Genomic DNA, 22,111 nt, shown 5'->3' with positions numbered 1-22,111 from the left:
AGAGAAGATGAAAACCAGTGACGCAGCAATAAATGTCTATCAATGCCCGGCTTGCCAAGCTGCGATCCCCTCGGGCAGATCATCAGCGAAGTGTCCCAAGTGCTATGCGGACCTGCCCAAGGCAATTGTTGAATCGATCGTGCGAGCGCGAACGCCCGGCAAGAGCGCGGCTCGACATCGGCATGCGTGGCATTGGGTCTAGCTACCCTCGCTATTGGGCTCTACTTCCTGATCAACCCCTCAGCAAGCGGTTACGGCAACATTGCAAACATGCATGCGCTTGCAGTGGGTCAGGCCCTAACCGTCGCTGGGGCTGTGTTGCTGGGGCTTGGCATCCGCCCTCGCTAAGCAAGTAAGGATTTCGCGACCGGGCCCGCCGACGGCAACGCCAGCAGGCCGCCTCTATGTGGGCTTATTCCTCATCCTGTCTGCTGCTTGTCAGCGGAAATCAAAATGACCAGGGAATCTCGGCCTCACCAGCAGCCTGCTCGAATCGCGGTCGGCCGAACCAGTAGCCCTGCATCAGGCGGATGCCGAGATCGGACAGGCATCGCGCCTCATCCGCGGTTTCGATTCCTTCGGCAATCACCTCGATATCCAGTTCGTCGCACATCGAGATCACCCCGGCCACGATCGCGCGCCGTGACCGGCTATGGTCGATGCCCTGGATCAACGCCATATCCAGCTTGACGATATCCGGGTGGAAATCGGCCAGCAGATTGAGGCCGGCAAAGCCAGCACCGAAGTCATCAATCGCCGTCTTGAAGCCGATGCGTTTGTACTCGCTCAGGATTTCGGCCAGCCATTTGCCGTCACTGACCTGCTCCCCCTCCACGGTTTCAAAGATGATCCGCTCTACCGGAAAACCATACCGCTCGGCGGCCTGCAGGGTGGAACGAATGCAGACCTCCGGCCGATAGATGGCATTGGGCAGGAAATTGATCGAAAGACAGGACGACAGCTGCAACCCGGCCGCAATACGGATGGCCTTCTCACGGCACGCTTGATCGAACGAATAGCGGTTGTCGGCGGTCACGCGCGACAGCACCGTGTCGGCAGGTTCGCCCGCCGGACCGCGTACCAGCGCTTCGTGCGCGAACACCTTGTGCGCTTGTATGTCGACAATGGGCTGGAACGCGTAGCTGAAGTCGAACGGCAGAGGCTCCGCATCGCGGCACAAGGCACATCCGGCACGCGTGGGGGGAGAGGGCATGCAATGGGGTCCGTCTTCAGGTCAGGCAGAAAGCATAGCTGATGCCCCATCCGGCGCATGTGGAAGCCGCGCGGCTGCCGTCCCGCCGGCAAACCGCTGTGGCGGGGTCGGCGTCAGCTGCTGGGTGCCTGTTCGCGCTTCCACCAGTTGGCACGTCCTTTCCCGGTGCGACGCGCATGCTCCCTGCGTTGGGCCTCCCGTTGCTCAAGGGGTGAGCGCTGGTCCGGCCCCATGAACAGGTGGCCAAACATCTCCGGGCGCTCGGCGCGGTGGTTCGATGGTTCGTTGGGGGTGCTGTGGTCGTGAACTGTGCTCATGGCGCAGATCGTAGTGTCGGCCGGAGTCACAGGTTGAGACGGGGCGATACCGGGGCCTGTTCCAATGACGGGGATACATATCACCCATGCATGGGTCATATGTCCCTCGCGCACTTTTTCCGTTACTCCCGCGCGCGTAGTTTCTGCTGATTGTCCGTCACGGAGTGGTCCATGCAGACTCGCACGATCCCCCGCACTGTGCTTCCTGGCCTGACCTCCGCATTGATGTGCATCGCGGCCCTGCTCGGTACCGCGACCACCCGCGCCAGCGAGCCGCTGCAGATTCAATCGCAGGGAAGCTTCGTCGCCGGCGGCACGGTACAGCAGCAGCCAGGCGCCTTCGACGCGCTGCATCCTGCCAAGCCCGATGGCCAGAGCTACCACGGCGATCATGTCTATGCCTTCTACCAGGTGCCGGTGAACGCGCGTCCGCTGCCGATCGTGATGTGGCACGGCGCGGGGCAGTCGTCCAGGAGTTGGGAGACCACGGCCGACGGCCGGGAGGGCTTCCAGAACCTCTTCCTGCGCCGCCGTTTCACGACTTACCTGATCGACCAGCCACGACGCGGCAGGGCCGGACGAAGCATGGTCGAGTCCACCCTGAAGCCGGTGGCGGATGACCAGATGTGGTTCAACCAGTTCCGCATTGGCCTCTGGCCGGACTACTTTGCGGGCAGCCAGTTCCCCAAGGGCGAGGCCACGCTGGATCAGTTCTTCCGCTCGTTCACCCCGAATACCGGGCCGTACGACATCGGCGTGGTCTCCGACGGCGTCACCGCGCTGTTGCAGAAGACCGGGCCGGCGATCCTGTTCACGCATTCACAGGCCGGTGGCCCGGGCTGGATGACCGCAATCAAGAGTCCCAACGTGCGCGCCATCGTGGCCTTCGAGCCCGGCAGCAGTTTCGTGTTTTCCAAGGACGATGCGCCGGCACCGATCCCCAGCGCGTTCGACACCGTCGCACCCGTCGTGGTCTCGCCGGAGGAGTTCAAAGCCCTTACCCGGATGCCCATCCTGGTGCTGTACGGCGACAACATCCCTGAAAAGCCGATCAGCGCGCCCGCGCAGGACAGCTGGCGCGCACGCCTGGAAATGGCGCGTGCCTGGCGCGACGCCGTCAATCGGCAGGGCGGCGATGTCACCCTGATCCATCTGCCGGAGAAGGGGATCCGTGGCAACAGCCACTTCCTGTTCTCCGACCTCAATAATGTCCAGATCGCCGATCTGGTGAGCGGGTTCCTGCAGGAGAAGCAGCTGGACCGTTGAGCGGGAAAGACGACCGCAATCAACGCCGCTGCGCCGCCACCGATGATTCATGCTTGTGCTGCATGACTGATATCCAGTTGATGCTCTGTTTCCATAAATCGGTGGCGGTTAGATTTGGTCCCTGACCTCGTCGACGCGGGCATGACGCGTCGGTGAGGAAATGTCCGGACTGGGAGACCCCCCGAATGAAGCACCTCGTGCCCGCCACACTGCTGGCGATGTCCATCGGCCTGGCCGCAGGCAACGCCGCCGCCGCCGACTACACGCGCAACCCCTACACCCTGGCCTACGAAGGCGCGATCACGCGCAACGTGCCGGATCAGGTGAACATCCATCCGGTCACCTATTCGCTGGATGGCATCGAGATCTCGGCCAACTTCTATACACCGGCCAATTTCGATGCATCGCGGAAGTATCCCACCATCGTCGTTGCCCATCCCAATGGCGGGGTGAAGGAGCAGGTGGCGGGCTTGTACGCCCAGCGCCTGGCCGAACAGGGCTACATCGCGATTACCGCGGATGCGGCCTATCAGGGTGCAAGCGGCGGCCTGCCCCGCAGCGTGGATAAACCATCGCACCGCATCGAAGACATCCACGGCATGGCGGACTACATGAGTCGTTTCCCCTGGGTGGATAAGGCGCGGATGGGGTTGCTGGGCATCTGCGGCGGAGGAGGTTACTCGCTCGCGGCGGCGCAGACCGACAAGCGCTTCAAGGCCGTCGCCACCATCAGCATGTTCAATTCCGGTCGCGTCCGCCGCAACGGTTATGTGGACTCGCAGCTGCAGACGATCCAGCAGCGCCTGCAGCAGGCCACCGATGCGCGCGCGCAGGAGGCGGCCGGCGGTGAAGTGATGTACTCAGGCGATGCCAACCTCAGCGACGAACAGATCGCCAAACTGCCGTTCGACCTGTACCGCCAGGGCTATGCGTACTACTGGAAGACCCACGCCCACCCCAACTCCACGTTCCGCTACACCACCAGCAGCCTGCTGGAGCTGATGCGGTTCGACGCCACCGACCAGATCGCGCTGATCGACCAGCCGCTGCTGATGATTGCCGGCAGCAAGGCCGACAGCCTGTACATGACCGAGGACGCCTTTGCGAAGGCGACCGGCACCATCGACAAGGAGCTGGTGCTGCTAGACGGCGCAACCCATATCGATACCTATTGGGTGCCGCGTCACGTGGATGCCGCAGTGGCCAAGCTCACCACCTTCTATGCAAGGACCCTTACCCCATGACCGATCAACCTACCTCTGCCGGCCGCAATGCCATGCTCGGCCTGGCACTCAGCGTAGCGGCACCGTTCGCCGGCGCGGCAGAATCCCCAACCCAGCAGATCACCCGTGCCGGCACCCAGGCGTCGTTCGCGGGCCCTGCGGAGAACTTCGTCGGCAAGGTACGCGTAGACCCTCTGTTTGCGGCCGACGCCAACGTGGAAGCCTCGGCCGCGTATGTCAGCTTCGAGCCGGGCGCGCATTCGGCATGGCATACCCACCCGGCGGGCCAGCGCCTGGTGGTGACCTCCGGCATCGGGCTCACCCAGGAATGGGGCAAGCCGGTGCAGCAGATCCATCCCGGCGACGTGGTGGTGTGCCCGCCCGGTGTGAAGCACTGGCACGGCGCGGCGCCGCACAGCGCCATGACCCACCTCGCGGTGACCGGCGTGGCCGATGGCAAGACCGTGACGTGGATGGAGCAGGTAAGCGACGCGGAGTATGGCGAGGCAGGAACGGCCACCGACGTTCCGCTGCCCGGCGCGCTCTCGGAACGGCAGCAGGCGATCCCGCTGATTGCGGCCGCGGCGGCGACCAGCAACCTGCCCCAGCTCAACGCCGCGTTGAATCGCGGCCTGGATGCCGGGCTGAGCATCAGCGAGGCCCGGGAAATCCTGGTGCAGATGTATGCCTATGCCGGCTTCCCGAAGAGCCTCAATGCGCTCACGGAGTTGATGACCGTGGTCGATACGCGCAGGGAACAGGGCAAACAGGATGCGCCGGGTAAGGCGCCGCAGCGCGAGATCCCGGTGGGCGATGCGCTGCGCAAGGTGGGCACCGCGAACCAGACCCGCATCTCCGGCGCGCCGGTGACCGGGCCGGTGATGACGTTCGCGCCGGTCATCAACCAGTACCTGCAGACGCACCTGTTCGGCGACATCTTCGAGCGCGACAACCTGGACTGGCAGAGCCGCGAACTGGCCACGGTAGGCGCGCTGGCCGCCATGCCCGGCGTGGAAGGCCAGCTGCGCTCGCACATGGCCGCCAGCCAACGGGTGGGGCTGACCCGCGCGCAACTGGAGCACGTCGCCCAGGTTCTGGCGCAGTACGGCGATCCCGCCGCGTCCGACCGCGCGGTGCAGGCACTGGAACAGACCCCGGCACCCTCGCCCTGATGCAACGCCGTGGCGGAAGCGCTCAGCCCTGGTAGCGCAGCGCGTCCCGCAGCAGGGTGAACGCCGGCGAGGATTGTCGGCGGCTGGGGTAGTAAAGATGGTAGCCGGGGAAGGAGGGGCACCAGTCCTGCAGCACGTGCACCAGCGTTCCGGCCTGTACGTGCGGGCGCACCAGGTCTTCGGGCATGTAGGCCAGGCCCAGGCCTTCCAGTGCCGCGCCCAAGCGCAGGGCGATGTTGTTGAACACTAGTTGCCCCTCGACGCGGACCTTCAGCTCCTGGCCCTTCTTTTCGAATTCCCAGGCGTAGATGCCGCCATGGGTAGGCAGGCGGATGGTGATGCAGTTGTGGCCGGTGAGATCGTGCGGCGACTTCGGTTTCGGGTGGCGCTGGAAGTACGCCGGCGCGCCGACCACCGCCATGCGCAGGTCTGGCCCGACCCGCACGGCGATCATGTCCTTGGCCAACTGCTCACCCATGCGGATGCCTGCATCAAAGCCTTCGGCCACGATGTCGGTCAGGCCGTAGTCGACGATCACTTCGATGTTGAGGTCGGGGTGTGCGGGCAGCAGTTTCCCCAGCACCGGCTGCATGATGGTCAGCGCTGCATGTTCGCCGGCGGTGATGCGGAGGCGGCCGGCCGGCTTGTCGCGGAAGGCGTTGAGCTGGGCCAGCTCGGTGTCGATCTCCTCGAAGCGCGGGGCAATGACCCGCAGCAGCTGTTCACCCGCCTCGGTCGGCGACACGCTGCGGGTGGTGCGGGCGAGCAGGCGCACGCCAAGGCGCTCTTCGAGCTGGCGCATGGACCGGCTCAGCGCCGGCTGGGACATGCCCAGCTGGGCGGCGGCGCGGGTAAAGCTGCGTTCGCGCGCTACCAGCGCGAACATGGCCAGCTGCTCGTAGTTCTCCACACTCATTGATACGCCCCGGCTATAAGCGATATTCGATTATGCCCCTGCAAGCATGGAAGGTGGGGGCGTAGATTGAGTCCATGGAGGAATTCGCAATGAAGATTCGTACGCTTGGATAAGGCCTGCAGGTCTCCGCGCTCGGCCTGGGCTGCATGGGCATGAGCTCGGCCTACGGACCCGCGCCGGACAGGCAGGAGATGATCGCGTTGATCCGCACCGCAGTGGAGCGTGGCATCACCCATTTCGATACCGCCGAGGCCTACGGTCCGTTCGCCAACGAAACGCTGGTGGGCGAAGCGCTGGCACCGGTGCGCGACCAGGTGGTGATCGCCACCAAGTTCGGCTTCGACATCGACCCGGTCACCGGCACGCGCGGGCCGGGTACCAACAGCCAGCCGGCGCACATCAAGGCGGCGGTGGAGGCCAGCCTCAAGCGCTTGCGCACCGACCGCATCGATCTGCTGTACCAGCACCGGATAGACCCGGCGGTACCGATCGAAGACGTGGCCGGTGCGGTGAAGGAATTGATTGCGGAAGGAAAGGTGGCGCACTTCGGCTTGTCCGAAGCAGGCGTGCAGACCATCCGCAGGGCGCATGCCGTGCAGCCGCTCACCGCCGTGCAGAGTGAGTACTCGCTGTTCTGGCGCGAGCCGGAGCAGGCGCTGCTGCCGCTGCTGGCAGAACTGCGCATTGGCTTCGTGCCGTTCAGTCCACTGGGCGCGGGGTTCCTGACCGGCAAGATCGACGAACACACGCAGTTCGACGCCAGCGACTTCCGCAATGTGGTGCCGCGCTTCTCCGCCGAGGCACGCCGGGCCAACATGGGGTTGGTGGAAGTGGCGAAAGCGATGGCGACGAAAAAGGGGGCAACGCCCGCGCAGGTGGCGCTGGCCTGGCTGCTGGCGCAGAAACCGTGGATCTCGCCGATTCCAGGAACCACCAAGCTGCATCGGCTTGATGAGAATCTCGGTGCCGTTGATCTGGTACTGGACCAGGCTGACCTCGCCAGCATTGATGGAGCGCTGGCCAAGATCCGCCTCAGCGGCGAGCGATTGCCGGAAGCGGCGTTGAATATGACCGGCAGGTAGGCGAGCGGCGGTGGCCCATCCTCAGCCGACCCTTAAGTAAAAATACCGGCCGACCGACCGTGCCTTTGCTGAGGCGACATCGGTTGGCCCGGAGGAAGCTGGCATTCGTCAAGGCCGGTAGAGGGAATCGCAGATGGCGACCAGGATGTGGGGCGCGGCTCCGGCTGTCGGTCTGGGTTTGATCCTCGCGCTGCTTCTTCCGGCATGCAACCGCGAGACCACGAGCACAACTCCCACCCCAGCACCTGCGGCTGCCCGCCCTGCGGAGCGGCCTGCAGCAACACCGCCCAACATGCCGGCACCGAACCCGTGGCTGGCGGAGAGCGTTTACCCGACCTCCCACTTCAATCCAGCGGCAACCGATTCGGTGCTGATCGCAGGGCCTGTCGGCAGCAGGAAACTGACTGAGGCGGACGTGGCCACCGTGCCCACGCTGATCACTTCCAATCCCACCATGAAGCGGGTGGGCGGGGAGGTGATCGCCTTTGCCAGCGGTGCGGTGGGTGTGCAGAAGATCCGGGTGACCGGTGACGCGTTCGAGGCGGTGGGCGGACTGCTTCCTTACCCCGGTTTTGAAAAGTCGGCCGCGATGGCTACGCCCACTGCGTTGGACACCGCACTGGCGCAGCTGGACGCCGCCTACCGCGCCAAGGACGAGACGAAGATCCTCGATGCACTGAAGGGGCTGGGTGCCGCCGGCCTCAACATGGAGAGCGGCATCAACGGGGTGTACAACCTGTTTGATCGCGACGGCAATCATTATTGCGTCTACGGTGGCACCCGCGTGCTGAAGACAACCGATGGCAACGTGGTCGGTGACCCGCCGCGGATCGTTAAGACCGCTGACGTCGCCAAGGGCCTGCCGGCAGATGTCGCCAGGTCGGTTACGCGCATCATCGGCCTGAACATGACCTACGACGGCTTCCTGGCAGCCGCCGCCCCGGGAGCGTTGATCATCCTGGACCGGGACCTGAACGTGAAGGCGTCAGTGACCTTCAATGGCGAGGCCGTCGACAACAGCATCGTGATCGATGAGAACAACGGCATCTACGTGGTCACCGAGAAGCACATGAACAAGGTGATCTGGAACGGGACCACATTGTCCACCGACGAAAAGGATGGCGCCTGGTCGTCTGCCTACGATTCCATGCCCGGCGAGAAAGCTTTGGCGCTGGGCGCGATTTCGCGCGGCTCGGGCACGACCCCGACATTGATGGGATTCGGCAGCGACCCGGACAAACTGATCGTGATCGCCGACGCGGCCGAGACCGGCAGCAACGCGGTGGCGTTCTGGCGCGACGCGATTCCGGAAGGCTTCCAGCAGAAGCCGGGCACCCAGTCCAACCGTATCGCCGACCAGATCCGCGTCGATATCAGCCAGATGACCATCGAGCCCTCACCCAATGTGCTGGGATACGGCGTCGCATTCCTCAACAGTACGTATCCCAAACCGCTTCCGGCCGGCCCCGGCAATGGCTTCACTGGTGGCGTCACCCGACCGGCGCCAATCGGCATACAGAAATTCATCTGGAACCCGGAAAAAGACGCGTTCGAGAAGGCCTGGATCAACCATGAGGTCGACAACACCGACATCATGGTGCCGGTGGTCTCGGCCGCAACCGGGCTGCTGTATGCCGCGCACAAGGACAAGGGCGTGTATCAGTATGTCGGCCTGGACTGGACGACCGGCGAGATCAAGTCGCGCTGGGTTTTCCCGGACGACAGCCGTCGTTGGAACGCCCTGGGTGGCATCACGACGGTCATGGAAAATGGCGACCTGTTGATCGGCGGAGTATTTGCCGTCAAGCGGCTCAAGATTGGCGGCGGTGGCACGACGGGGCGGCCGTAGCGGCCGTCAGCAGCCGCTTGCGCCAGATGGGTTGCATGGGCGTTTCTATCCTCGGCGGGATTCTGGTCTACTGGGCATCACGCTTTCTCAGGGTTATCCCATGAAAACCGCCGTTTTCAGTGCCCGTCCGTACGACCGCCATTTCCTTGATGAAGCGAATGCGCGCGATCACGGCGGGCGGGGGTTTGAGTTGGCCTATTTCGATGTGGCGCTGGACGCCACGACCGCCGGCCTGGCCCAAGGTTTCGACGCGGTCTGCGTATTCGTCAATGACCGCCTGGACGCGCCCGTGCTGCGGGCTCTGCATGGGCTGGGAGTGCGGGCGATCCTGCTGCGCTGCGCGGGGTTCAACAACGTGGACCTGGTGGCCGCCGCGGAACTGGGGCTGCTGGTGGCACGGGTGCCGGCTTACTCGCCGGAGGCGGTGGCCGAGCATGCGCTGGCGCTGATCATGACCCTCAACCGGCACACCCACCGCGCCTACAACCGGGTGCGCGAGGGCAACTTCATGTTGGATGGGCTGCTGGGCCGAACCCTGCACGGCAAGACCGTGGGCATCGTGGGCACCGGCAAGATCGGGCTGGCGACGGCGCGTATTTTCAAGGGAATGGGCTGCACGGTGCTGGGCAACGATCCCTACCCGTCGCCCGGATTCTCGGCGGTGGGCGAGCACGTGGCGCTGGAGGAACTGCTGGCCCGCTCGGACATCGTGTCGCTGCATTGCCCGCTTACGCCTGAAACCCATCACCTGATCAACGAGGAATCGCTGGCATTGATGAAGCCGGGCGCGATGCTGGTGAATACCTCGCGCGGTGGACTGGTCAACACCGATGCGGTGGTGCGCGCGCTCAAGTCGCGCCATCTGGGGCATCTGGCCATCGACGTCTACGAACAGGAAAGCGCGCTGTTCTTCCAGGACCTGTCCGGGGAGATCATCGACGATGACCTGTTCCAGCGCCTGATGACCTTCCCGAATGTACTGGTGACCGGTCACCAGGGATTCTTTACCGTGGAGGCGCTGCAGGAGATCTGCAGCATCACCCTGCGCAATTTGGCCGACGTCGCCAGCGGGGTGGAGTGCCGCAACCGGGTGATGGCGGGCTGACCGGCTAGCGATCCATCACTTCGGCGTATCGCACGACGGGTTTCTTGGGCTCTTCCTTGGCGACGGTGGCGGGGTCGCCGGTCCAGAGCGGCCTGAGAATGATCTGGTCGGGCGTGGCCTCGATCCGCACCTGCAGGCCCACGGTGAAGCCGAAAGTTCGCAGCCAGGCGCCGCTGAGCGTGATCATGGGGAAGGGGCCGAACTTGTCCCGGTTGAGTTCGCTGATCTGCGGCATGGCGCGGATGTTGTGGTGGTAGTGCGGGGTGTAGCGGGGCAGGCGGGGAGGGGTGTCCTCTTCTGGCGCCTGGGCTGGATTGTGGGTCATGCGCTTGCCTCCTTGAGGGGAAAATAGCCCTCGCCGATGAGGGCGAGGGCGTCGGGAGGTCAAAACCGTGTACTACCGAACGGCGGGCGTATTCCCCCGTGAAGGGTCTTGTATTAGCCGCCCTCCCGACATGGGACATCCACTATTTTTGGTAGTACGGAGTTTTGCGCTCCGTCGCCGACCTTGAGGATCCCCGTGGATCGAGGCAAGGTGATTGTTTCTGTTGGAATTTGCGTTTCGATAGGCGAGGCCTACCGCTTGTCGGGTATGGCGCGTGCAGCGCACCGGATGGCGCATATAGATGTGAGCGCGGGCACATATTTCGTCGGTCCGCAGACGTCACACCGCGCGCTGGGCGATAATCCAGCAGGTCGCAATCGGACCGATCATCCGGAACCCGCGACGTAGAGCCGGGCTCTGCCCGACTGCCGTTCGCATGGACCCGGGCACCGCGCTGGCCGGGCAGAGCCCGGCGCGACGGGTTCTTGTCTATACATGACTGGCGGACTGTGCCGAATTCGGCCATCTGCCCGGTGTGCGACAACGTGTCGCAGCTGTTTCCGGGCCTTTCCTGCGCCAGATCATTGTCAATGCCTTTCTTAAATGGTGCGTGACGGCATAAAATTAGAGGGCTGACATGTTTGTCCTCTGCGCCGTCCCCCCTGGGCTGGCGCAGCCGGCTTTGGCCGGTGGGGATGGGCGTGAGAAGGCATTCCCTACGCAATTGGATCGACCGATGATTCCGTTGAAATCCCTTGGGCGCTGGCTGCGCCCGGGCCTGCTGTTGGCGTTGTCCGTGTTCATGACGGGCTGCAGTTCGGCCATTCTGGCCCCGAAGGGCCAGGTCGGCCATGACCAGAAGACCCTTCTGATCACGGCCACCGTGCTGATGCTGCTGGTCGTCGTGCCGGTCATCATCATGACCCTCACCTTCGCCTGGAAGTACCGTGCCAGCAACACCAAGGCCCGTTACGAGCCGAAGTGGTCGCATTCCACCGCGATCGAAGTGGTCGTCTGGTCGATCCCGTGCATGATCGTGCTGGTGCTGGCCGTGCTGACCTGGCGCTCCTCGCACTCGCTGGACCCGTACCGTCCGCTGGAGTCCGAGACCAAGCCGGTGGTGATCGAAGCCATTTCGCTGGACTGGAAGTGGTTGTTCATCTACCCGGAAGAGAACATCGCGACGGTCAACGAAATCACCTTCCCGGTGAACACGCCGCTGAACTTCAAGATCACGTCCGATTCGGTGATGAATGCCTTCTTCATCCCGCACCTGGGCAGCATGATCTACTCGATGACCGGGATGGAGACCAAGCTCCACCTGATCGCCAACGAGACCGGCACCTTCCCGGGCATGTCCTCGCACTACAGCGGCGCGGGCTTCAGCAAGATGCATTTCGACGCCAACTCGGTGACCCCCGAGGAGTACCAGGCGTGGCTGGCCAAGGTGCGTGCGCAGAGCACCCCGATGGACCAGGCCGCGTTCGGCGCGCTGGTGGATGACAAGAACCACGACTGGCACCCGGTGACCTACTTCGGTACCACCGAAACCGGCCTGTTCGACTGGGTGGTTGCCCGCCACATGGGCGACAACCAGCACTACGGCATGGACCACAAGGCCATGGACCACAAGGCGATGTCGCACGGCGCCGCTGGCGAAAGCCACGAAGGCCACGAAATGCCGGCCGCTGCCCATGACATGCCGGCCGAACATGCCGGACACACTGCAGACGAGCACGCCGCCGCCGGTCACACCGGCCACGCAGGCTCGGGAGAATAAGCATGAATCCGTTGGGTAAACTGACATTCGCTGACATCCCGCACGACCCGATCATCATCTCCACGCTGATCGGCGCGGGGATCGGTGGCCTGCTCGTGCTGGCCCTGATCACCAAGTTCAAGCTGTGGGGCTATCTCTGGAAAGAGTGGTTCACCTCGGTCGACCACAAGAAGATCGGCGCGATGTACCTCATCGTCGCCTTCGTCATGCTGCTGCGCGGCTTCGCCGACGCCATCATGATGCGCACCCAGCAGGCCATCGCCGCCAACGGCGCCGAAGGCTTCCTGCCGCCGCACCACTACGACCAGATCTTCACCGCCCACGGCGTGATCATGATCTTCTTCGTGGCGATGCCGCTGATCACCGGCCTGATGAACGTCGTGGTGCCGCTGCAGATCGGCGCGCGCGACGTGGCCTTCCCGTTCGTCAACTCGCTCAGCTTCTGGCTGTTCGTGGCGGGCGCGGGCCTGGTGATGATCTCGCTGGGCGTGGGTGAATTCGCGCAGACCGGCTGGCTGGCCTTCCCGCCGTTGTCGGGCAAGGAGTTCAGTCCAGGGGTAGGTGTCGACTACTACATCTGGGGCCTGCAGGTAGCAGGCCTGGGCACGACACTGAGCGGTATCAACTTCTTCATCACCATCCTGAAGATGCGTACCCCGGGCATGAAGCTGATGCACATGCCGGTGTTCACCTGGACCGCGCTGGTCACCAACGTGCTGATCATCGCCGCCTTCCCGGTGCTGACCGTCACCCTGGTGCTGCTGACCCTGGACCGTTACCTGGGCACGCACTTCTTCACCAATGACGGTGGCGGCAACGCCATGCTGTACATCAACCTGATCTGGATCTGGGGCCACCCGGAAGTCTATATCCTGGTGCTGCCGGCCTTCGGCGTGTTCTCCGAAGTGATCGCCACGTTCTCGCGCAAGGCGCTGTTCGGCTACAAGGGCATGGTGTACGCCACCGCGTGCATCGGCGTGCTGTCGTTCATCGTGTGGCTGCACCACTTCTTCACCATGGGTTCGGGTGCGAACGTCAATGCCTTCTTCGGCATCACGACGATGATCATCTCCATTCCCACCGGCGTGAAGATCTTCAACTGGCTGTTCACCATGTTCCGCGGCCGCGTGCAGTTCACCAGCCCGGTGCTGTGGACGATCGGCTTCATGGTCACCTTCACCATCGGCGGCATGACCGGCGTGATGCTGGCCATTCCGGCCATCGACTTCGTGCTGCACAACAGCCTGTTCCTGATCGCCCACTTCCATAACGTCATCATCGGCGGCGTGGTGTTCGGCATGTTCGCCGGCATTACCTACTGGTGGCCGAAGATGTTCGGCTTCCGCCTCAACGAAACCTGGGGCAAGGCCGCGTTCTGGTGCTGGTTCATCGGCTTCTACGTGGCGTTCATGCCGCTGTACATCCTGGGCTTCATGGGCATGACCCGCCGCATGCAGAGCTACCCGAACCCGGAATACCAGCCGCTGCTGGTCATTGCGATGGTCGGTGCGTTCATCATCGGCGCCGGCATCCTGTGCCAGATCATCCAGGTGGCCGTGTCGATCCGCGACCGCAAGAAGACCGCCGACCTGACCGGCGACCCGTGGGATGCGCGCACGCTGGAGTGGGAAACCTCTTCGCCGCCGTCGTTCTACAACTTCGGTTCGCTGCCCAAGGTCACCGAACTGGACGACTTCTGGGAGCGCAAGCAGCGTGGTGAGGCGTGGGAACGCCCGGCCAAGTACACCGACATCCACATGCCGCGCAACACCGGCACGGGCGTGGTGATTGGTGCCTTCAGCCTGGTCTTCGGCTTCGCGATGATCTGGCACATCTGGTGGCTGGCCATCGTCGGCCTGGTCGGCATGATCGGCACCTTCATCTGGCGCACCTTCGACAAGGACGTGGATTACTACGTGCCGGCTGCCGAAGTGGAGCGCATTGAAAATGAGCACCGCCGTCACCTGCAGGCGCAGGGTCTGGTGAAATCGGAGTTGCAGGCATGAGCAGCACTATCGCCAACAACGTGAACCACGGGCACGCCGCACACGCGGCGGCCCATGGCCATGACGACCACGAACACCACGACACCGGCGAGAACACCGTCTTCGGTTTCTGGGTGTACCTGATGAGCGACTGCCTCATCTTCGCCAGCCTGTTCGCGACCTACATCGTGCTGGCCGGCGGCACCAACGGTGGCCCGGGTCCGAAGGACCTGTTCGACCTGACCTTCGTGGCGTGGGAAACCACGCTGCTGCTGGTGTCCTCGCTGACCTTCGGCCTGGGCATGATCGCGCTGCACAAGCACAAGGTCGGCCAGATGTACCTGTGGCTGGGCCTGACCTGGCTGCTGGGCTTCGGCTTCATGGTCATGGAAGTGTGGGAGTTCAACCACCTCATCCATGAGGGCTTCGGTCCGGACCACAGTGCGTTCCTGTCGGCGTTCTTCGCGCTGGTGGGCACCCACGGCCTGCACGTGAGCGCCGGCCTGCTGTGGCTGCTGATCATGTTCATCCAGATCAAGCAGAACGGCCTGACCCCGACCAACAAGACCCGCATGGCGTGCCTGAGCCTGTTCTGGCACTTCCTGGACCTGATCTGGATCGGCGTGTTCTCCGTCGTCTACCTGAAGGGAGCGCTGTAATGGCACATGACACTCACGCACACGACCACGGCCATGGCGCCGCTGGTGAAAGCCACGGCAGCGTCAAGTCGTACCTGGTCGGTTTCCTGCTGGCCGCCGTCCTCACCATCATTCCGTTCTGGGCGGTGATGAAGGGTGGCTTGCCGGTGTTCACCACCGGTGTGATCATCGTGGTGGCGGCGATCCTGCAGATCTTCGTGCACCTGGTGTTCTTCCTGCACCTGAACCGTTCGTCGGAACAGCGCTGGAACGTCAGCGCGGCGGCCTTCACCGTGGTGGTGATCGGCATCATCGTCGCCGGCACGCTGTGGGTGATGCACAACATGAACGTGCACATGATGCATTGACCCTTCGGGGTGCGATGCACACGAAGAGGCCGCCCAAAAGGGCGGCCTTTTTGTTTGCGGTACTGCCGACTGTTAGTCGGCAACGCCGCCCCGGACGGTAGTGCCGACTGTTAGTCGGCAACGCCATGCATGAAGAATGCAGGGGCGGGTCCGCGCGAAGGGCAGCCGACTAACAGTCGGCTCTACCAGTCGGCTCTACCGGTCGGTTATGCGGCGTTGCGCAGGAACGCTTCGGCATCCACTGGCTTGCCCAAGTGGTAGCCCTGCAGCAGGTCGCAGCCCAGCTCGTTGAGATACGCGCGCTGGCCGGCGGTCTCCACGCCCTCGGCCACGATCTGCAGCTGGAGCGAACGCCCCAGCGCCACGATCGAGGACACGATCGCCGCGTCTTCCGCGTTCTCTTCCAGGTCGCGTACGAAGGCGCGGTCGATCTTCAGCTCGGTGGCCGGCATGCGCTTGAGGTACAGCAGGCTGGAATACCCCGTGCCGAAATCGTCGATGGAGATCTTCACCCCCATCGCGGTCAGCCCGTGCAGGATCTGCAGGCTGGCTTCCACGTCCTGCATGGCAGTGGTTTCGGTCACTTCCAGGGTCAGGTGGTGCGGCGCCAGCTTGTGCTTCTCCAGCGTGCGCGTGACCGTATCCAGCAGCGTGGTGGAGGCGAACTGCAGCGGCGACAGGTTCACCGCCATCGACCACTCCACGTGCCCGGCGTCGTGCCATTGCCGCAGCTGCGCGCAGGCCTTGTCCAGTACCCAGTCGCCCAGCGGCAGGATCAGCCCGCTGCGTTCGGCGATGGGAATGAAGGTGTCCGGGCCCAGCAGCCCCAGTCCCGGGTGCTGCCAGCGCACCAGCGCTTCGGCGCCGATGACGCCACCGCCGTCGGCCCGGAACTTGGGCTGGTAGTGCAGCACCAGCTCTTCGCGCTGTATCGCACGACGCAGTTCCTGCAGCAGCTTGAGCTGGCGGTTGGCGCTGACGTGCATGGCTTCGGTGAAGAAGGTATAGCCGTTCCGACCCGATTCCTTGGTGTGGTACATGGCGGCGTCGGCGTGGGCCATCAGCTCGCGTTCGGTACCGGCGTCGGCCGGGTACAGGGCGATGCCCAGGCTGGCGGTCACCTGCAGGTCCAGGCCGTCGATCTCGAATGGCTCAGCCACCGTCGCGATGATGCGCTCGGCGATCACCGCCGCGTCCTCGGGTACGTCCAGCTGGAACACGATGACGAACTCGTCGCCGCCCAACCGCGCGAAGGTGTCGTGCCCGCGCAGCAGCCGGCGCACGCGCTCGCTGACCTGGATCAGCAGCTTGTCGCCCAGCTGGTGGCCGTAGGCGTCGTTGATCGCCTTGAAGCCGTCCAGGTCGCAGAACATGACCGCGAAGCTGAAATTACGCCGCTTGGCCTTTTCAATGGTCTGCTCGATCCGGTCCTGCAGCAGCATGCGGTTCGGCAGCTGGGTCAGCGGGTCGTGCAGGGCGGCCTGCAGCAGCTTTTCGTTCGCCTGCGCCAGCGACTCGGCGAGCAGGCCGGTGCGGGTGCGCATCTGCCGGTCGAACAGCGAGGCGATCAACGCGATGCCCAGCGTGCCCAGGGTGGTGACGATCACCAGCACCGCCAGCCACTTGGTGTCCAGGCCGCCCGTATTGGCGGCACCACAGATGCTGCCCTCGGGGAAGGTGGCGGCGGCCATGCCGGTGTAGTGCATGCCGACAATGGCCAGGCCCATCACCAACGACGCCAGCCCGCGCAGCAGGGCAGGGCGGCGCTGTTCGGTGCGCAGACGGAAGGCGATCCACAGCGCGGCGCCAGCCGCGACGATGGCGATCAGCAGCGAGGCGGCGAACCACAGCGGGTCGTAGACGATGCCCGGCTGCATGCGCATGGCGGCCATGCCGAGGTAGTGCATGCAGGCGATGCCCAGCCCCATCAGCACCGCGCCGGCGATCAGGCGCGGCCACGGCAGCTCGGCATGTGATACCAGCCACAGGGCGTAGGCGGAAGCGCCCACCGACGCCGCCAGCGAGTACAGGGTGATGGCCAGGTCATACCCGACCGGGATCGGCAGGTGGAAGGCCAGCATGGCCACGAAGTGCATGGACCAGATGCCCAGGCCCATGGCGGCGGCGCCACCGGCCAGCCACCAGCGGGCCACGCGACCTTCGGTGCTGGCCAGCCGGCCCGCCATGTCCAGCGCCGTGTAGGAGGCGAGGATGGCAACCAGCAGCGAGAAAACGACGAGACTCTGGCTGTAGGTGCCGGTCATGGAGAAGCCTGGAAGTACGGAAGAGGGGGAGGCGTGGGGGCCCGCCACGGTATCGGCCGCGCCGGGCATTGCTTGAGCGGCGTCCTGGTTGCCGTTTGGCGCACGTCTCGGTTGCTGCGACGCGGCTCGGCTATCCTGCCCGACAGCAAATGAATTGGATTTGACATGGCCAAGCGGCTTACCGCCTACGTGTGCAGCGAATGCGGCGCGGAATACAGCAAGTGGCAGGGCCAGTGCACCGAGTGCGGCGCCTGGAACGTGCTGAGCGAGATCACGCTGGAAAGCGCCACGGCGGCCAAGTCGCCGGCCGCGCGCCGTTCGGGCTGGGCGGGCAAGGTCGACGCGCCGAAGATCATGGCGCTCAAGGACGTGCAGCAGACCGAGCACCTGCGGGTCAGTACCGGCATCGGCGAGTTCGACCGCGTGCTGGGCGGCGGGCTGGTGGAAGGCGCGGTGGTGCTGGTCGGTGGTGACCCGGGCATCGGCAAGTCGACCCTGCTGCTGCAGGCGGTGGCGAAGATGGCGGCGACGCTGCCGGTGCTCTACATCACCGGTGAGGAGTCACTGTCGCAGGTGGCCGGGCGCGCCGTGCGGCTGGACCTGCCGCTGGACAACGTCAATGCGCTGGCCGAAACCCAGGTGGAGGCGATCCTGCAGCACGCCAGTGCGGCGAAGCCGAAGCTGATCGTGGCCGATTCGGTGCAGACCCTGTGGACCGAATCGCTCACCGCTGCACCGGGCTCGGTGAGCCAGGTGCGCGAGAGCGCGGCGCGGCTGGTGCGCTTCGCCAAGGAGACCGGCACCGCCGTGTTCCTGGTCGGCCACGTCACCAAGGAGGGCGGCATTGCCGGCCCGCGGGTGCTGGAACACATGGTGGACGCGGTGCTGTATTTCGAAGGCGAGAGCGGCAGCCGCTTCCGCCTGCTGCGTGCGTTCAAGAACCGCTTCGGTGCGGTGAACGAGCTGGGCGTGTTCGCGATGGGCGAGAAGGGGCTGAAGGAAGTCTCCAATCCTTCGGCGATCTTCCTGTCCGGCGGCAGCACCCGCCAGCCGGGCAGCTGCGTCATGGTCACCCGCGAAGGCACCCGTCCGCTGCTGGTGGAAGTGCAGGCGCTGGTGGATGCCTCGCCGTTGTCGAACCCGCGCCGGGTGGCGGTGGGACTGGAGCAGAACCGCCTGGCGATGCTGCTGGCGGTACTGCACCGGCACGGCGGCGTGCTGGTGGGCGACCAGGACGTGTTCGTGAACGTGGTGGGCGGCATCCGCGTGCAGGAGACGGCGGTGGACCTGCCGGTACTGCTGGCAGTGTTGTCCTCGCTGCAGGACCGGCCGCTGGCGGAAAAGACGATTGCCTTTGGCGAAGTGGGCCTTTCCGGCGAGATCCGCCCGGTGCCGAACGGCGAGGACCGCTTGCGCGAAGCGGCCACGCATGGTTTCAAGCGCGCCATCGTGCCCAAGGCCAATGCGCCCAAGACCGGCAGCGTCAAGGGCATGGAAGTCATCGCCGTGGAGCGGTTGTCCGAAGCCATCGACGCGATCTGAATCGGGCATTTCCGGCGCACGCGGCCGCGCAGGCAAACCGTGGCCGGGCTGTGCTAGTTTTCCGTTCCCGCAAGAGAAAACGATTACATGCAAGCGACTCCCCTGGACACGCAGGGCGCCAGCGAGATCCGTCGCGCCGGTGTCGACCTCAACGGATTGATGACGGTCCTTGGCAAACACCTGTATTCCACCCCGGTGGTGGCGCTGCGGGAACTGGTGCAGAACGCGCACGATTCGCTGGTGCGTCGGCGGCTGGAACAGGCGGACTGGCAGCAGGCCGGGCGGATCGAGGTGCATGGCGATCCCGTCAACGGCATCGTGCGCATCGTCGATACCGGCGCGGGCCTGACCCAGCAGGAAATCCACGACTACCTGGCCACCGTCGGCGTGGGCTATACCCGTGGCCTGCGCCAGGCGGGCGAGGATGACGAGGGGCTGATCGGCATGTTCGGGCTGGGCTTCCTGTCCGCATTCGTGCTGGCGCGCCGGGTCACCGTGCGCACCACCTCCTACCAGCAACCCGGGTTGGGCCATTGCTATGTGTCCAGCAATGCCGAGCAGTACACGGTATCGCCAATGCCTCCGCGTGCGGTGGGTACCGAGGTGGTGCTGGAACTGCATGGCAGCTACACGCACCTGGCCCAGGAGCAGACCCTGCGCGACATCCTGGGCAGCTACTGCGCGCTGCTGGGCGAACCCATCCATATCGGCCATGACGCGCGTGCGATCAATCCCGAGCCGCCGCCGTGGCGCCCGCAGGCCGGAGTAGCGCTGCATCCGCTGCAGGCGCAGCGCCGTGCGCTGGAATTTGCCGCGTACTTCGAGCGCAGCTTCGAACCGATTGCCTGCATGCCGCTGCGCGCCGAAGGCGGAAGCGACGCGGTGGGGCTGCTGTGGGTGCAGGACGGCGCGACCTACGGCACCAGCGACAACCGCAACCTGTCGGTGTTCGTGCGCGGGATGCTGCTCGACGACGACGCGCGCGACCTGCTGCCGCCGTGGGCCGGTTTCATTGGCGGGGTGATCGAATCCAGCCGGCTGACGCCCACCGCCAGCCGCGAGGACCTGCAGCGCGACGACATCTACAGCGCGGTGCAGCATGCGTTGGGCGAGGCGCTCATCGATGGACTGGTCGAGATCGCCCGGCAGCAGCCCGAAGCCTGGCGGCGCATCCTGGCCCGGCACAACGAGGCGCTGCTGGGCGCTTCGCTCTGTGATGACCGGCTCTTCCAGCTGCTGCTCGAGCACGTGCGCGTGCCCAGCTCGCAGGGTGACATCCGCGCCAGCGAACTGCCGTCGCGTGGCGCGGTCCACGTGATCCTGGACAGTGGTGGCGGCTTCGAGGAAATGCTGTTCCGCGCGATGGGCGTGCCGGTGGCGCATGGCAACCGCTATGCCGTGGTGCCGTTCCTGCGGCGCTGGACCCAGGCCAAGGGCATGCGCCTGGTGGAGCTGGGCACCGAGCAGGGCAATCGCGCGCTGTTCCAGACCGACACGCTGCCCGAGGCGGAACTGGCGTGGCTGCAGACCCATCTGGGCGATGGCGAGCAGCTGCTGCCGGCGCACTTCAGCCCGGCTGAACTGCCGGTGGTGGTGGTGCCCGATCGCGAGGCCGAGCTGAAGCGCCGCCTCGAAGACGACGAGAACGACAAGCGCGTTTCAATGGCCGCGCTGCGCCTGGCGCGGCAGTTCACTGCCCGTATCGTCGCACGTGCACCCTCGCGCCTGTATCTCAACCTGGACAACCCGGCCGTGCAGGCGCTGCTGGCGGCCATGCGCGCCGGCAATCCACAGGCCGAGGCCGCCGCGCGGCTGCTGCGCTCGCTGAAGGTGATCGTCAGCGCGCAGGGACGTGCGCAGGACGGCGGCGCGGCCAGCAGTGATCTCAACCGCGCGTTCGGCGACATCGCCGAGGCCCTGCAGCAGATGCTGCAGCCGCGCTGACATTTCGATTTTCTTTACGCATTACAGGACGGCACGACCGCATGGATATCTGGAACTGGGTGGAAAAACTGCAGGACGATCTGGGTGAGGCAGGGCAGGCGCAGAGCGCGCAGCTGCTCACCCGGCTGACCGACGAGGTCTGCGAGCTGCGCATCGATCGCGTGGATGCGCTGTTGCCCGAAGCGCGTGCGCTCGGCAAGACGCTGGGCAATCCCTGGCTGGACGTGTTCGTGGGTCACTGGGAGATGCGCAACCGGGTCGGCAACCGGCTGGAGGGCGAGTCGGCGCTGGGCGATGCGGTGGCGTTGTTCGAACGCGCGCACCGCGCCGACACGGTGGAGTGCCCACAGTCGGTGTGCGTGACCCAGGACCTGGCGGCGTGTTACGGCAACATCGATGGCCCGGGCTGGGTGCCCGAACGCATCGAGGTGTGCGAGGAAACCCTGGGGCGGATCGACCCGAGCTGGTCCTGCTTCCAGTGCCTGAGCTGCGAGAAGGCCGACGCGCTGCTGGATGATGGAAATCCCCAGGGCGCATTGGACTACCTGGACGTGCAGGCCGGTACCGTGCTGGCGCATGGTGGCAAGGTCTACGACAGCTTCCCGGAAATGCGGATCAAGATCCTGCTGGCCAGCGGCCGTGCCGCCGAGGCCCTGGCCTTGATCGACGCGCGCCAGGCCGAGGTGGAGGCCGAGGGCGACTATGAGCCGGCCAACTGCACGGTGCCGCGCCGGCTGTCGCGTGCATGGGCACTGGCGCAGCTGGGGCGCGATGAAGAGGCGCTGGAAGCCCTGGTGCCGTGGAACCAGGTGTCGCCGAATTACCGGCGCATGTGGGCGCACACGGCGGCGTTGCTGGTGCGCAGCGCGCCCGAGCGCAACGGCTGGGACCTGGGGCGCCGGATGAGCGCGACGCTGGCCCACTACGCCCAGGTGGGCGCGCACCGTTTCGTGATCGAGATCGCGGGGTTGTGCGTGGACATGGCCCTGCAGCGTGGCGCGGTGTGGACCGCGCAACGCCATCTGGCGCTGGCCCGCCAGCACCTGGACAGCCTGCGCCAGGACCTGGGCGCCCGCGATGCCGTGGCGGCGATGGCCGCGCGCATCGAGGCCGCCCCCGCTG

The 22,111-nt window shown here is 65.1% G+C and carries 16 protein-coding genes and 1 pseudogene; 13 read left to right on the top strand and 4 right to left on the bottom strand.

What is annotated here, in order from left to right:
* Positions 1-448: 448 nt before the first annotated feature.
* Positions 449-1,213 carry an EAL domain-containing protein gene (locus tag RWO33_RS02645; protein ID WP_314101755.1) on the bottom strand — a complete coding sequence of 255 codons (765 nt, stop codon included), beginning with the start codon at positions 1,211-1,213 and terminating at the stop codon, positions 449-451.
* Between the two features lie 488 nt (positions 1,214-1,701).
* Between RWO33_RS02645 and RWO33_RS02640 the strand changes: the two genes are divergently transcribed.
* The 3 genes from RWO33_RS02640 (at position 1,702) to RWO33_RS02630 (ending at position 5,191) form a co-directional block, all read left to right on the top strand.
* The gene (locus RWO33_RS02640; protein WP_314101753.1) at positions 1,702-2,796 is read left to right on the top strand and encodes an alpha/beta fold hydrolase; all 1,095 of its coding nucleotides are present in this window, start codon (positions 1,702-1,704) and stop codon (positions 2,794-2,796) included.
* A 197-nt stretch (positions 2,797-2,993) separates the two neighbouring features.
* A complete protein-coding gene (locus RWO33_RS02635) occupies positions 2,994-4,040 on the top strand; it encodes an alpha/beta hydrolase (RefSeq protein WP_314101751.1) in 1,047 nt (348 codons plus the stop codon).
* Positions 4,037-5,191, top strand: a complete 1,155-nt coding sequence (locus RWO33_RS02630) for a carboxymuconolactone decarboxylase family protein (RefSeq protein ID WP_314101749.1) — start codon at positions 4,037-4,039, stop codon at positions 5,189-5,191. The genes RWO33_RS02635 and RWO33_RS02630 overlap by 4 nt, the downstream gene beginning before the upstream one ends.
* A 22-nt stretch (positions 5,192-5,213) precedes the next feature.
* On the opposite strand, the gene RWO33_RS02625 is transcribed toward RWO33_RS02630, so the two are convergent.
* Positions 5,214-6,107, bottom strand: coding sequence for a LysR family transcriptional regulator (locus tag RWO33_RS02625; RefSeq protein ID WP_314101747.1), 894 nt, complete (start codon positions 6,105-6,107; stop codon positions 5,214-5,216).
* Between the two features lie 116 nt (positions 6,108-6,223).
* Here RWO33_RS02625 and RWO33_RS02620 point away from each other — a divergent pair, with 116 nt between their 5' ends.
* From RWO33_RS02620 to RWO33_RS02610, 3 genes are all read left to right on the top strand, one after another.
* Positions 6,224-7,189 carry an aldo/keto reductase gene (locus tag RWO33_RS02620; protein WP_314101827.1) on the top strand — a complete coding sequence of 322 codons (966 nt, stop codon included), beginning with the start codon at positions 6,224-6,226 and terminating at the stop codon, positions 7,187-7,189.
* Between the two features lie 133 nt (positions 7,190-7,322).
* Positions 7,323-9,038 (top strand): hypothetical protein, encoded by a 1,716-nt coding sequence (locus RWO33_RS02615; protein WP_314101745.1) that lies wholly within the window; start codon positions 7,323-7,325, stop codon positions 9,036-9,038.
* A gap of 100 nt (positions 9,039-9,138) precedes the next feature.
* The gene (locus tag RWO33_RS02610) at positions 9,139-10,143 is read left to right on the top strand and encodes a 2-hydroxyacid dehydrogenase (RefSeq protein ID WP_314101744.1); all 1,005 of its coding nucleotides are present in this window, start codon (positions 9,139-9,141) and stop codon (positions 10,141-10,143) included.
* A gap of 4 nt (positions 10,144-10,147) precedes the next feature.
* Here RWO33_RS02610 and RWO33_RS02605 read toward each other — a convergent pair whose 3' ends face one another.
* The gene (locus RWO33_RS02605; RefSeq protein WP_314101742.1) at positions 10,148-10,468 is read right to left on the bottom strand and encodes a SymE family type I addiction module toxin; all 321 of its coding nucleotides are present in this window, start codon (positions 10,466-10,468) and stop codon (positions 10,148-10,150) included.
* 736 nt (positions 10,469-11,204) lie between these two features.
* On the opposite strand from RWO33_RS02605, the gene cyoA reads away from it, so the two are divergent.
* The 4 genes from cyoA to cyoD are packed head-to-tail and all read left to right on the top strand — an operon-like array spanning position 11,205 to position 15,239.
* Positions 11,205-12,248 carry a ubiquinol oxidase subunit II gene (cyoA, locus tag RWO33_RS02600; RefSeq protein ID WP_314101740.1) on the top strand — a complete coding sequence of 348 codons (1,044 nt, stop codon included), beginning with the start codon at positions 11,205-11,207 and terminating at the stop codon, positions 12,246-12,248.
* A 2-nt stretch (positions 12,249-12,250) separates the two neighbouring features.
* Entirely contained in the window at positions 12,251-14,254 is a 2,004-nt protein-coding gene (gene cyoB / locus RWO33_RS02595; RefSeq protein WP_145478235.1) for a cytochrome o ubiquinol oxidase subunit I, read from the top strand.
* A complete protein-coding gene (cyoC, locus tag RWO33_RS02590) occupies positions 14,251-14,892 on the top strand; it encodes a cytochrome o ubiquinol oxidase subunit III (protein ID WP_068850257.1) in 642 nt (213 codons plus the stop codon). The genes cyoB and cyoC overlap by 4 nt, the downstream gene beginning before the upstream one ends.
* Positions 14,892-15,239 (top strand): cytochrome o ubiquinol oxidase subunit IV, encoded by a 348-nt coding sequence (gene cyoD, locus RWO33_RS02585; protein ID WP_068850260.1) that lies wholly within the window; start codon positions 14,892-14,894, stop codon positions 15,237-15,239. Before cyoC ends, cyoD begins: the two co-directional genes overlap by 1 nt.
* Positions 15,240-15,445: 206 nt before the next feature.
* Here cyoD and RWO33_RS02580 read toward each other — a convergent pair whose 3' ends face one another.
* On the bottom strand, positions 15,446-17,503 hold the full coding sequence (locus RWO33_RS02580; protein ID WP_314101735.1) for a bifunctional diguanylate cyclase/phosphodiesterase: 2,058 nt from the start codon (positions 17,501-17,503) through the stop codon (positions 15,446-15,448).
* Between the two features lie 165 nt (positions 17,504-17,668).
* On the opposite strand from RWO33_RS02580, the gene radA reads away from it, so the two are divergent.
* From radA to RWO33_RS02565, 3 genes and pseudogenes are all read left to right on the top strand, one after another.
* Complete coding sequence (radA, locus tag RWO33_RS02575; protein WP_145478233.1) at positions 17,669-19,045, top strand: DNA repair protein RadA; 1,377 nt, start codon at positions 17,669-17,671, stop codon at positions 19,043-19,045.
* An 87-nt stretch (positions 19,046-19,132) separates the two neighbouring features.
* Positions 19,133-20,989 (top strand): ATP-binding protein, encoded by a 1,857-nt coding sequence (locus RWO33_RS02570; protein WP_314101733.1) that lies wholly within the window; start codon positions 19,133-19,135, stop codon positions 20,987-20,989.
* Between the two features lie 41 nt (positions 20,990-21,030).
* A pseudogene (locus RWO33_RS02565) lies at positions 21,031-22,111 on the top strand (hypothetical protein); the annotation flags it as partial.

Origin of the sequence: uncultured Stenotrophomonas sp. (assembly GCF_963519925.1) — a bacterium.
In the GTDB taxonomy this organism is placed as follows: Bacteria; Pseudomonadota; Gammaproteobacteria; order Xanthomonadales; family Xanthomonadaceae; genus Stenotrophomonas; species Stenotrophomonas maltophilia_AE.
The sequence above is the reverse complement of the archived record's forward strand: the minus strand, read 5'-3'. Positions and strand labels throughout refer to the sequence as shown.